An 11,884-nucleotide genomic window follows, 5' to 3' on the forward strand; every position below is an offset into this window, starting at 1 on the left:
GGGCGCGGCCGGCGGTCCCGCCGGCGACCCGTACGGGGCCGTGTCCTGGAAGCCCTCCGGGAACAACTCCCGTAGCCCTTCCGGGAGTCCGTCGGGGGATCCGTCCGGCGTGGAGGTGCCGTAGGAGATCGGGGCCATGGAGGACGCCGCGGCGGGCGGCTCGGCCGGCGATCCGTCCGGCCATCCGGCGGGCCAGCCTTCCGGCCATCCCGGCGGCGTTCCGTACGGCTCCGGGGACTGCTGCCGGTGTTGGCGCTGTTGCTGTTGCTGGTTCCCGTGCGTGGAGGACTGCTGCGGCTCCGGCGCCGCGGACATACCGCGGGCGGCGCCTCGGCGCCTGCCGCGGGCCCGGCCGCCCTCGCCTCCGATCACCGGTATCTCGACCGTCGTCGAGGTCCACTCGCCGCGCCGCGCGTCCGCGTACTGCGGTGCGCCCCACGGCAGCAGCGCATGGACGAGGAGGCCGCCGAAGTCGGAGTGCATGCGCTCCAGGTCCGCGACCGCGCGGGCGCAGTAACCGCAGGTGCCCAAGTGCCCTACGACGTCACCGGTGTTGCCGCCCCGCCCGTCGGCGTACGCCATGACCACACGGTGGAAGCGGCGGCAGTCGTCCGCCATGCCGTACTGGTGTATCTGCTCGTACGCGTGGTAGAAGTCCCGGTGCGCGCGTCTGATCAGTACGGAGACCTCCTGGGACTCCGGCGAGGCCGAGCCCAGCAGCCGGGCGATCCGCTCGGCGTCGTCCCGCTCGACCAGGTGGTGCCACAGCACCGTCTGGAGCGTCGAGGACAGGGAGTTGAACGCGCGGGCCGTCACCGAGCCGTGGTGCAGGAAGGCCACACCGCCGCGCGCCGAGGACTCCTCCTGCGAGGGCTGGGACTGCGGCTGCGCGGCCAGCCACACCGCCAAGTCCCCGTCGAGCAGGGCGGGATGGCCCGCCTCGGCGACCCCGGAGGCCGCCCACAGCACCAGCGCCAGCACCTGGGGACGTACCGCACCCGGCGTGATCCCGCCCGGGGACGCGGCCCGTTGCCAGGCGCGCTGCGCCAACTCCTCGGCCTGCGCGGGGTCGTTGAGGCATACAACGGCGAAGGCGCGCAGGGCGTCGAGGTGACGGCGTTCCAGTTCCGCGAGCGGGGCGCCCGCCGACTCCCCGCCGCCACGGACGAGTTCCACGAGGTCGGCGTCAGACAAGCACTCGGGTTCCATGCCTTCGATCCCCCATCGGCCAAGGCGTCCGCCCCCACCGGCGGAAGCCCGCGGCCTCACGCAGACGGGTGGGTGACGCTCCAGGTCCACTGTGGCCAGTCCGGCGAACTGCCCCACCGGGCCGGCGGACCGCATCGTCCGCACGCTGCTCTCACCACGCTACCGCCGGGTTCGGCGAACGATGCGTGACAGCCGAGGATTTGGCACATGGCGACAAGTCACCCGGCCGGAAAAAGGGGTGTTGCAGATGAAGTTCGCAGGGCACCCGGCCGCTTCCGTCCCCCGCCGTCACAGGAGAGAGGGCAGTCCTTGTCCGAGGCGACGCAGCAGCGACCGGAGCCCACCCGGCGACAGGAGCCCAACCGCGCGGCACCGCAGGGCAGACGGGCCCGGATACGGCAGTGGCTCCGGCGGGCGGCCGGTGCCGACGGCCACGAGCGGCACACCGCCGCACTGATCGGGAAGAGCGCCCTGGCCGCCACCGTCGCCTGGGTGGTCGCCCACGACGGCATCGGCGCGCAGTCACCGGCGTTCGCCCCGTTCTCGGCCGTGGTGATCATGCAGGTCACCGTCTACCAGTCCGTGGTGCAGGCGCTGCGCTATGTGGGCGCCGTCGCGGCGGGAGTGGCGTTGCAGGGCGCTCTCGGCTTTCTGGCAGGCCCGGACGTGCTCACGTTCGTCCTGGTGGCGCTCGTCGCGATGGCCATCGGCCGGTGGCGGCGCCTGGGTTCACAGGGCTCGCAGGTCACGACGGCGGCGTTCTTCGCCTTCTCCACCTATGTCTCGGCGTCCGGCAACGCCGAACGCCTGGGCCAGCTCGGCCAGATCGTCCTTCTGGTGCTGATCGGCTGCGGCATCGGCGTCGTGGTGAACGTGACGATCCTGCCGCCCATGCGCTACCGCAGCGCCGAGCACGGCATCCACACCCTCTCCCACTCGCTCTGCGACCTGGTGAGCGACATCGCTCCGGCGCTGCGGGAGGGGACGACGGACGAGGAGCGCACCCGGCACTGGCGGCAGCGAGCCGAGCACCTCCCGGCACTCGTCGACCAGGCGCAGTCGTCCGTGAACGTCGCCCGGGAGAGCGCGTATTACAACCCGCGCCGCGTGCTGCGCCGCCACGGCCGGCACACCACCTTCTCCGGCTACCAGGAGGTCGTGGACGCGCTCGCCCGCGTCACCCACCAGGTGACCTCCCTGGTGCGCAGCCTGGACCAGTGGCACGACGGCGAACGGGGCGCGACGTACGGCGAGTTCCTGCGCCACTACGGGGACTTCCTGTCCTCGCTGGCGCACATCACCGCCCTCTTCAGCCGTATCGACGAGGACCATCTGACGGACCAGGCCCGCGAGTTGTGCTCCGCCGCGGGCACCGCGCAGGAGCGGCACTCGCGGCTGGTCGGCCACTCCGAGCGCAGTGCCCTTCCGGTCGGCGACCTCTCACAGCCGTACGGGATCCTGCTGGTCGAGGCGACCCGGCTGATGGACGAATTCCAGTACACCTGCGACGTGTTGCAGCACGAGGTCGAGCACGAGAGGACGTCGGGCTGCCCCTGACGGGGGCACGGGACGACGGCGCGTGGCGAGGACGCGTGACGGGGGCGCGCCGCTCACCAGCGGTACCAGCGGCCCCTGCCGCCGCCACCGCGCGCGGGCCGGACGAAGAAGCCCAGCAGCCAGATCACCAGCACGATCACGGCGATCCACCACAGGGCCTTCAGCGCGAAACCCGCGCCGAAGAGGAGCAGGGCCAGCAGCAGAACGAGCAGCAGGGGAACCATTTCATCGACCTCCGGGCACAGCAGTGCCGTCGTGCGGGGTGGCGGACGTACGGAAGTCCCGTACCGCCGGGTTCGGGGAGGGGGCGCCGGGCGCCCGCCGCGCTCAGTCCTGCGTCATGCCGGTCCGCAGCTCGTCGAGGCATCTGCGCAGCAGCCGCGAGATGTGCATCTGCGAGAGGCCCAGCGCGTCGCCGATCTGCTGCTGCGTGAGCTCCTCGCCGAAGTGCATCTCCAGGATGCGCCGGTCCCTCTCGCCCAGCTCCGAGAGCAGCGGCTTGAGCGCGTTGAGGTTCTCGACCTTCTCCAGCGCGGGGTCGCAGCAGCCGATCCGGCCGAGCAGCGTGCTGCCCTCCTTGGAGTCGGCGTCCTCCTCGGCGGACAGGTCGAGGGAGTGCGTCGAGTAGGCGTTGGAGGCGACCTGCGCCTCGACGACCTCCTCGACGGACAGCCCCATCTCCTCGGCCAGTTCACCGGTGCGCGGCGACCTGCCCAGCCGGGTCTCCAGCCGGTCGACGGCGCGCGCCAGCTCGATGCGCTGCTCCTGGAGCCGGCGCGGCACGTGCAGCGCCCAGGTGGTGTCGCGGAAGAAGCGCTTGATCTCCCCGGTGATGTAGGGGATCGCGAACGACGTGAATCCGACGCCGCGTTCGAGGTCGAAGCGGTCGATGGCCTTGATGAGCCCGACGGTTCCGACCTGCCGGATGTCCTCGTGCTGGTCCTCGCGCTGCTGGAACCGCCGGGCGACGAAGTGCACCAGCGGCAGGGAGAGTTCGACGAGGGTGTTGCGGACGTACTGGTACTCCGGCGTCCCCTCCTCCAGCTCCTCCAGGCGCCGCAGGAAGAGCTGCGTCATCCGGCGTGCGTCCCGCGGCGCCACGGCCTGTGGATCCGTGATCACAGGCAGCTCCGCTTCGCCGTCCGCCGCGGCCTTTCCGTCCGCTCTCCTGTCGGCCTTCCCGCCCGCCGCGCTGGGCGCAGGCACGGTTGTGGCACTCATGAAAGCCTCCGTACGGCAACTGTTGTCGTTCGACATATGTCTACCGGACGGGGACCATGAAAGCCACACCCCGGTCGGCGCCGTACCGCCCCACCGCCTGTGACGGTCTTCACGCAACCGTCACGGAGGTGACGGAAATGTGCGGCGTACGCTGACGCAGACACCCGCCCCGGAGGGCGCATCCCGGCGCCCGTCCCCGCGGCCCGGCACGAAGCAGGAACAGTGGACAGACTCACCGCGGTCGAACGCGCGCTGCGCGCCGCCGCCCCGTACGGACTGCTCGACGTCGTCGCCGACGCCCTGCGGCAGCACTACTCCGCCGTCGACGTCCAGTTGCGCATGGCCGACTACGGAGTGCGCAGCCTTCAGGCGGTGGGCGCGGACGCGGGGATCGCGGGCGAGGCGGTGGACGCGGGAGCCGCGGGCGAGGCGCTGGCGGCGGCGCCGTCCGCCGAGCCGGTCCTCATCCACGACAGCCCGCAGGGCAGGGCCTTCGGCGCGGCCGACCCCGTCGTCGTACCGGATCTGGCGTCGGGCACCGTGACCGTGCACATCGCCGTGAGCGTGCGCGGCGACCGCGTGGGGGTGCTCTCCGTGACGCTCCCCGAGAGCGCCTGCGAAGGCGAGCTTCTGCCGGAACTGACCTACCTCTGCGAGGCGCTCGGCCACGAGATCATGGTCGCCGAACGCGACACCGACCTGTACCTCCTGGCCCGCCGGGCCTCCCGGCTCACGCTCGCCGCCGAGATGCAGTGGCAGTTGCTGCCGGGCCGCTCCTGCCGGCGCCCCGAATTCGCCCTGGGCGCCCATCTGGAACCGGCGTACGCGATCTTCGGCGACAACTTCGACTGGTCCTCCTCGGCCGACCACCTCACCCTCACCGTCACCAACGGCATGGGCGAGGGCATCGACGCGGCCCTGCTGAGCAACCTCGCCGTCAACGCCGTGCGCAACGCCCGCCGCGCCGGACTCGGCCTCGCCGACCAGGCGTTCCTCGCGGACCAGGCGGTGTTCGCGCAGTACCGCGGAGCGGCGTACGTCTCGATGCTGCTGATGCGCTTCGCGCTGGAGACCGGCCGCGTCGAGGTCGTCGAGGCCGGCTCGCCCCGCGTGTGGCGGATGCGCGAGGGCAAGGTCGAGCCGCTCGGCTTCGACGCACAGCTCCCGCTGGGGATGTTCGAGGACACCGGCTTCGTCGCCGAGTACGCCGACGTCCGCCCCGGCGACCGGCTGCTCATCGCCAGCGACGGCGTCTACGACACCTCGTCCAAGGCCGGCGAACGGTACGGCGAAGCGGCCCTGGTCCGTTCCCTGACCGCCAACAGACTGCTCCCGGCCGCACAGGTGCCCCGGGCGATGCTCCGCGAACTCTCCGAGTACCGCGGGGTCACACCGCTCGACGACGATGCGCTGGTGCTGTGCCTCGACTGGTACGGACGGGAGGACGGCGCCGGCGGAGCGGCGACGCGGGACGGGCTGCCGTAGCCGCGCGGCCGCGCGGTCGCGGTCCCAGCAGTGGCAGCAGTGGGGACGGGGGACGGCTCAGGCGGGTTTCTCCGCGTCCCGCTGGACGGCCAGCCGGTGTCCGGGAGCCCGCCCCTCGGTCGCGTCGCGGAAGCCCCGCAGCCCCTCCAGCAGCGCCGTGCGCGCCGTGGGCGGCATCGCGGCGATGGTCGCCGTCAGGGACTCCTCCCGCCGCTGCCGCAGATCGCGCAGATAGTCACCGCCGCGCCGCGTCAGATGCAGCTCCAGCTCCCTGCGGCTGACCGGGCTCGGCGAGCGCTCGATGAAACCCAGCGCCTGTAGCCGGTCGCACAGCCGGCTGACCGACGACGGCGCGGCACCCAGGGCCTCGCCCAGGGTGCGCAGATTCATCCCGTCCTCGCGGTCCAGGCAGTAGAGCACCCGCAACTGCGAGGCGGAGACCGGATGGCTGGAGGCCGCGTCCCGTCCCTGCTCCCACAGCACTTCGAGCAACTCGATGACAGCGGCCGTCACTTGGGCCGCGTCCCGCGACCTGCGCTGCCGCGACGGGCCGGACGGCACAGGGCCTTCACCCATACCAGACCCTCCGAACCGGCGCCCCGGCGCGAAGGAGGGGGCGCCGCCAAACGTTTGCCGGACAACAATGGTACTGCGCCCATGCCCTGCCCGCCCGGGGCCGCCCGCACACCCGCGCCCGTACGGCGCGGCCCCGCCGCCCGGCGACCGTGTGCCTCGAATTTCTCCCGTTCACATCGCGCGAGTCCGCGCGAGTTCTGCGGACATGTGAACGGCACACGTCGCGCGCATCCGTTGTGCCCCGTTTCAACCCTTCCCACATTGCGGGGTGTTGGCGCTCTCGTCATCGCTGTGTACAGGCGTTGAGCCCGCGCCCGAGCTGCGGAAACCTTTTCGGTGACCGGCCGGGAGGAGATTCCGTCCGGTGAAGGTGACGAACCGTCACCGGGACCCCCACGCAATGAGGAGACCCCTTTTCATGCCCCGATCCAAGAGATTCAGCAAGCGCACGGCCGCCGCGGCGATAACCACCGCCGTCGCCGTGACGTCCGTCCTGACGGCCACCGCCGGCACCGCCGGTGCCGCGTCCGCCGAGGGCACGGTCTACGGCGCGAAGGCGAAGGGAGCCGTCGCCGGGAGCTACGTCGTCCTGCTGGACGAGAAGACCCCCAAGGCCGGCAAGAGCGACCTCGCCTCGGAGTACGGCGGCAAGCTCAAGCGCAACTTCAGCTCCGTCAACGGCTTTTCGACCCGCGGGCTGAACGCGGAGGAGGCCCGGAAGCTGGCCGCCGACCCGGCCGTCGACAAGGTCGTGCAGAGCAAGAAGTTCACGATCGACGCCGACCAGGCCGACCCGCCCTCCTGGGGCCTGGACCGGGTCGACCAGCCGGACCTGCCGCTGGACGAGAAGTACACCTACCCGGACAACGCGGGCGAGGGCACCACGGCGTACGTCATCGACACGGGCGTACGCATCAGCCACAACGACTTCGAGGGTCGCGCCTCCTACGGCTACGACGCGGTCGACGGCGACGACGAGGCCGACGACGGGCACGGGCACGGCACACATGTGGCGGGCACCCTCGCCGGAGCGGCGCACGGCGTGGCCAAGAAGGCCGACGTCGTCGGCGTCCGTGTGCTGGACGACCAGGGCTCGGGCACCACCGAGCAGGTCGTCGCGGGCATCGACTGGGTCACCGAGAACCACGAGGGCCCCTCGGTCGCCAACCTCAGCCTCGGCGGCGGCCCCGACGAGGCCATCGACACCGCCGTCCGCGAGGCGGTCTCCTCCGGCGTCACGGTCGCCGTGGCGGCGGGCAACGACGGTACGGACGCGAGCGGTTCCTCCCCGGCGCGGGTCGAGGAGGCGCTGACCGTGGCCGCGAACGACGACAGCGACGCACGGGCCTACTTCTCCAACACCGGTGAGGTCGTGGACCTCTTCGCGCCCGGCGTGGACATCGTCTCCGACTCCAACACCGGCGACGACGCGACCACGACCTACTCCGGCACCTCGCAGGCCACCCCGCATGTGGCCGGCGGAGCGGCGGTCTACCTCGGCTCCCACCCGGACGCCTCCCCGGAGGACGTGGCCACGGCGCTGACCGACGCGGCGGTGGCGGACAAGATCACCGACCCGGGCGAGGGCACCCCGAACAAGCTGCTGCAGATCACCGAGTGAACGGGGTGAACTGACCCCGGGAAGCCCGACACCGGTCGTGGCCGCGGCGGCGGCCACGACCGGTTGGTGTGGTCGCCGCCGCTCGGGCTGTACGCCGTTGACCTTGCCCTTGCCGGAAGCCCCAGAGTGGCCGCGTCGGACATCGCCGGGGCGGGCGGAAGTGCTCGCCCCCGGAACCGGGAAGTGGGCTGTATGGGCGCGCGGTGCGTCATCTTCGATATCGGCGGGGTGCTGGAGATCACTCCGGCCACCGGCTGGACGGAACAGTGGGAGAAGCGCCTCGGGCTGCCGCCGGGGGCGGTCGACGAGCGGCTGGGAGAGGTGTGGGCAGCGGGGGAGATCGGGGCTGTCGGCGAGGACGAGGTGCGCGGCCGTATCTCCGGGGCGTTGGGGCTCGACGCCGTTCAGGTCGACGCCTTTCTGGCCGACCTGTGGGAGGAGTATCTCGGCAGCGCCAACGCCGAGTTGATCTCCTACGTCCGCGGACTGCGGTCACGGTGCACCCTGGGGATCCTGAGCAACAGCTTCGTCGGAGCACGCGAGTTGGAGGAGAAGCTCTATCACTTCGGCGATCTCGTTCAGGAGGTCGTGTATTCGCACGAGATCGGTGTCCGCAAGCCCGAGGCGCGTGCCTTCACGGTGGCGTGCTCCCGGCTGGGGGTCGCCCCTGAGAGCTGTCTCTTCGTGGACGACCTCGCCGTCAACGTCGAGGCCGCACAGGCGCTGGGCATGCGCGGCCTCCTGTTCGAGGACAATGCGCGGACGGTGGCGGGCATCGAGGACCATCTGACCGGCCGGACGTAGCCGCCGCGTGCCGTCGCGGCCCCTCGCCCGGCCGTTGACGCCCGCCGTTGACCGAGGTCGCGGACGTCGGAGGCTCCCGGACGAGGGGGTCGTCGCGGGGCGCGATGAGTCCCGCGGCCTCCGGTGGTCAGAGCCTCGGAACCGTTACCGAGGAGGACCCCGATGCGCAGCGTGACCTATTCGATGGGCGTCTCGCTCGACGGCTACATCGCCGGGCCGGACGGCGGATTCGGCTGGACGGCGCCCGACGAGGAGGTCTTCCGTCTCGCGACCGACGAGGTACGGGAGGCCGGCGTCCATCTGCTGGGGCGGCGGCTGTACGAGACCATGCTGTACTGGGAGACCGCCGACCAGAACCCCGGACTCGGCTTCTCGACGCGCGAATTCGCCGCGGTCTGGAGGGCGCTCCCGAAGGTGGTGTTCTCCACCACGCTCTCGGAGGTGCGGGGGAACGCCCGTCTGGCGTCCGGCGGACCGGTCGAGGAGATCGAGCGGTTGCGGGCCGAGCCGGGGGAGGGGGATATCGCGATCGGCGGGGCGACGCTCGCCGCCGAGGCGGCCGCGGCGGGTCTGATCGACGAGTACCGGGCCCGGGTCCACCCGGTGCTGGTCGGCGGCGGCACCCCGTACTTCCCCCGTCGCGGGCGCCGCGTCGATCTCGAACTCGTCGAGGCCCGCACGTTCCCTTCGAGGGTCGTCTACCACCGCTACCGCGTGGCGCGCCAAGTCCCCCGCCCCGTACGGGACTTCACGGACACGCCTTAGCGCAGCTCGCCCTCCAGCATCCCCATCGTGAACTGGTCGTACCAGCGGCCGTCCCGGTGGAAGGACTGCCGGAGCCGGCCCTCTTCGACGAAGCCGGCCTTGCGGTAGACGTGGTGCGCCGCGTGGTTCTCCGTGACGACCGCCAGGGAGATCTTGTGCAGGCGCATGCTGTCGAACCCGTAGCGGCACATGGTGCGCAGCGCGTCGGAGGCGTAGCCGTGGCCCCAGCGGTCCTTCTCGCCTATGTAGAGGTCCAGTTCGGCGCAGCCGCTCTCGGGCCGGGCGTCGCGCAGCCGTACCAGTCCCACGAGCGCTCCGTCCTTCCGTGCCTCGATTCCGTACAGCGTGTCCGCGTACGAGTTCGGCTCGCGGGCCTCGAGACGCTTGCGGACGCTCTCCAGGTGCTGGTCGTAGTAGGCGTCCATCCAGCGCACCACGTCGGGGTCGTTGTTCCACCGCCACAGCGACTCCGCGTCGGAAGGGGCCAGCGCGCGCAGTCGTACGAGTTCTCCGAGGACCATGGTGTGCATTGCAGCAGGGCGGGTGCGGGGCTTCCAGCGAATTCCGGGCGGGGAGCGGGGACGCCGGGCGGTGAACGAGGGGCGGGCCGTTACGATCCACGGCGGGAGGGACCGTGATCCGCGTACTGCTCGCCGAGGACATGCACATGGTTCGCGGCGCCCTGGCCGCGCTGCTCGGGCTGGAGTCCGACCTGGAGGTCGTGGCCGAGGTGGCGAGCGGTGACGCCGTCCTGCCGGCGGCGCTGGCGCACCGACCGGACGTCGCCGTACTGGACTTGCAGATGCCCGGCGCCGACGGGGTCGCCGCCGCCGGCGAGTTGGCCCGGTCGCTTCCGGAGTGCCGGGTGATGATCCTCACCGCGCAGGGCCGTCCCGAGGCGCTGCGTTCCGCGCTCGCCGAGCGGGTCGGCGGGTTCATGCTCAAGGACGCGCCGCCCGAGCAACTGGCCGACGCCGTACGGAGGGTGGCCGCCGGCGAGCACGTCATCGATCCGGCGCTCGCCGCCGCGGCGCTGACCGCCGCGCCCAGTCCGCTCACCCCGCGCGAGACGGACGTGCTGCGGCTGGCCGCGGACGGCGCCGAACTCGCCGAGATCGCCCGTGAGTTGCACCTGTCTCCCGGCACGGTGCGCAACTATCTGGCTGCGGTCGTGACGAAGCTGGACGCCCGCAACCGGCTGGACGCCGTGCGGATCGCGCGTGAGCAGGGCTGGTTGACGGCGGACTGATCACCCGGCTCGGCGGCGACGGTCGCCGACGCGCTCCCGGGAAGACTCCTCCGGGGCGGCAGGGCCCGTCGGCAGACGGAGCGTCAGGACCCAGACGGAGCCGCGCGGGCCGGCCGTCAGCTCCGCGCCGAGGGCAGCCGCCCGCTCGCGGAGGTTCCGCAGCCCGTTGCCGCCGGTGTCCGGTACACCGCCGTCCGGCCGGGATGCGCCGTCCGACTCCGGCGTGGCATCCGACTCCGGTGCGGTGTCCGACTCCGATGCAGTGTTCAACTCCGGTGCGGCGTGCGGCAGGTCGTTGGTGACGCGCAGCAGGCCCGGGGCGAACTCCATTTCGCAACGGTCCGCCCGGCCCCGGTGGCGCAGCAGGTTGGTGACCGCTTCCCGCAGCACCGTCGCGACCAGCGTCCGCGCGGCTACGGGCGCCCCGGAGCCCGTGCCGTACGTGCCCGTGCCGCCCGTCCCCTTGCCGTCCGTGCCCTCCGGCACCGCGACACGGTCCACCCGGCCCCGCACGTTCAGCGTGACGTCCGCCGCCGCCAACACCTCGCGGGCCGAGGCCAGTTCGTCCTCCGGGGTCAGTACGGCCTCCTCGCCGGGGATGGCGCGCAGTTCGGCCAGGGCGCGTCCGGCGAGCGCCGCGGCGTCGGCCAGATGGCCGTGGGCGCGCTCCGAGTCGGTGTCCCGCGCGGCCAGTTCGCCCTTCAGCGCGACCGCGGAGAGCCCGTAGCCGAGCAGATCGTGGACGTCACGGGCGATCCGCTGCCGTTCGCGCGCCGCCGCCAGTGACGCCAGGGCGGTACGGGCCTCGCGTACCCGCCGTACGAGCCGGGTCAGCAGCGCCAGGCCGTAGAAGACCAGGGCGATGACGACGATGTCCGCCAGCAGCAGCAGTACTCCGGTCGGCGTCGGGCCGTCCGGACGCAGCAGCAGTGCCGCGCCCGTCACCGCCACCAGACCGGTCGCCGCCGGCCAGGCAGCCCGGCCCGGCAGCAGGATCAGCACGGACGCCGCCGCGAACGCCACCGGCTGCGGATACGGCCCGTCCGGCACCGCCAACAGCCCCAGTGCGACGAGGAGTTGGGTCCCGAGCGTCACCGCGGCGCCCGGCGGCCGCATGCCCGGCGGACGCGGCATCGAGTGGTACGCCTGCAACGCCACGACCAGTACGAGCGCCGCGCAGTAGAGCGCCGCCCGTGCGCCCCGTGCGCCGCCGTCCAGCAGAAAGACCGTGCCCACGACGAGATATTCGACGTGGGTGACGAGCACGATCGGCCAGACCATCCGCGGCGCGGCGCTCTCCGCCGGCGCGGCGACCTCCGGCGGGGCCGAGCCGTCGGCGTAAGGCTCACGGGGCGGCGCCCCGGTGTTCGGCCGCTCCCGTACCCGCCGGGAGGCGG

12 protein-coding genes are annotated in these 11,884 nt (G+C 72.3%); 6 read left to right on the forward strand and 6 right to left on the reverse strand.

Annotated features, from left to right (window positions below):
• On the reverse strand, positions 1–1,194 hold a 1,194-nt coding region (locus AN218_RS25200; protein ID WP_141747690.1), incomplete at its 3' end, for an RNA polymerase sigma factor.
• 324 nt (positions 1,195–1,518) lie between these two features.
• Between AN218_RS25200 and AN218_RS25205 the strand changes: the two genes are divergently transcribed.
• Positions 1,519–2,766: an FUSC family protein gene (locus tag AN218_RS25205; RefSeq protein ID WP_244900694.1), complete on the forward strand. Its 1,248-nt coding sequence runs from the start codon at positions 1,519–1,521 to the stop codon at positions 2,764–2,766.
• A 53-nt stretch (positions 2,767–2,819) separates the two neighbouring features.
• On the opposite strand, the gene AN218_RS25210 is transcribed toward AN218_RS25205, so the two are convergent.
• Together AN218_RS25210 and AN218_RS25215 are read right to left on the reverse strand one after the other, a co-directional pair.
• Entirely contained in the window at positions 2,820–2,990 is a 171-nt protein-coding gene (locus AN218_RS25210; protein ID WP_070019219.1) for a DUF5670 family protein, read from the reverse strand.
• Positions 2,991–3,093: 103 nt separating this feature from the next.
• Positions 3,094–3,987 carry a SigB/SigF/SigG family RNA polymerase sigma factor gene (locus tag AN218_RS25215; protein ID WP_079132570.1) on the reverse strand — a complete coding sequence of 298 codons (894 nt, stop codon included), beginning with the start codon at positions 3,985–3,987 and terminating at the stop codon, positions 3,094–3,096.
• Between the two features lie 222 nt (positions 3,988–4,209).
• On the opposite strand from AN218_RS25215, the gene AN218_RS25220 reads away from it, so the two are divergent.
• Positions 4,210–5,472: a PP2C family protein-serine/threonine phosphatase gene (locus AN218_RS25220; protein ID WP_070019220.1), complete on the forward strand. Its 1,263-nt coding sequence runs from the start codon at positions 4,210–4,212 to the stop codon at positions 5,470–5,472.
• Between the two features lie 57 nt (positions 5,473–5,529).
• Here the strand turns inward: AN218_RS25220 and AN218_RS25225 are convergent, their stop codons facing one another.
• The gene (locus tag AN218_RS25225) at positions 5,530–6,048 is read right to left on the reverse strand and encodes a MarR family winged helix-turn-helix transcriptional regulator (protein WP_070019221.1); all 519 of its coding nucleotides are present in this window, start codon (positions 6,046–6,048) and stop codon (positions 5,530–5,532) included.
• A gap of 418 nt (positions 6,049–6,466) precedes the next feature.
• Between AN218_RS25225 and AN218_RS25230 the strand changes: the two genes are divergently transcribed.
• The 3 genes from AN218_RS25230 (at position 6,467) to AN218_RS25240 (ending at position 9,238) form a co-directional block, all read left to right on the forward strand.
• On the forward strand, positions 6,467–7,669 hold the full coding sequence (locus tag AN218_RS25230) for a S8 family peptidase (protein WP_070019222.1): 1,203 nt from the start codon (positions 6,467–6,469) through the stop codon (positions 7,667–7,669).
• 192 nt (positions 7,670–7,861) lie between these two features.
• Positions 7,862–8,473 (forward strand): HAD family hydrolase, encoded by a 612-nt coding sequence (locus AN218_RS25235; RefSeq protein WP_070019223.1) that lies wholly within the window; start codon positions 7,862–7,864, stop codon positions 8,471–8,473.
• A gap of 162 nt (positions 8,474–8,635) precedes the next feature.
• A complete protein-coding gene (locus AN218_RS25240) occupies positions 8,636–9,238 on the forward strand; it encodes a dihydrofolate reductase family protein (protein WP_070019224.1) in 603 nt (200 codons plus the stop codon).
• On the opposite strand, the gene AN218_RS25245 is transcribed toward AN218_RS25240, so the two are convergent.
• Positions 9,235–9,759 carry a GNAT family N-acetyltransferase gene (locus AN218_RS25245; protein ID WP_070019229.1) on the reverse strand — a complete coding sequence of 175 codons (525 nt, stop codon included), beginning with the start codon at positions 9,757–9,759 and terminating at the stop codon, positions 9,235–9,237. The two genes, AN218_RS25240 and AN218_RS25245, sit on opposite strands and share 4 nt — an antisense overlap.
• A 113-nt stretch (positions 9,760–9,872) precedes the next feature.
• On the opposite strand from AN218_RS25245, the gene AN218_RS25250 reads away from it, so the two are divergent.
• Entirely contained in the window at positions 9,873–10,487 is a 615-nt protein-coding gene (locus tag AN218_RS25250; RefSeq protein ID WP_070019225.1) for a response regulator transcription factor, read from the forward strand.
• Here the strand turns inward: AN218_RS25250 and AN218_RS25255 are convergent.
• Positions 10,488–11,884 (reverse strand): sensor histidine kinase (locus AN218_RS25255; protein WP_141747691.1); only part of this gene is annotated, 1,397 nt, incomplete at its 5' end.

Source organism: Streptomyces nanshensis, from assembly GCF_001751255.1.
In the GTDB taxonomy this organism is placed as follows: domain Bacteria; phylum Actinomycetota; class Actinomycetes; order Streptomycetales; family Streptomycetaceae; genus Streptomyces; species Streptomyces nanshensis_A.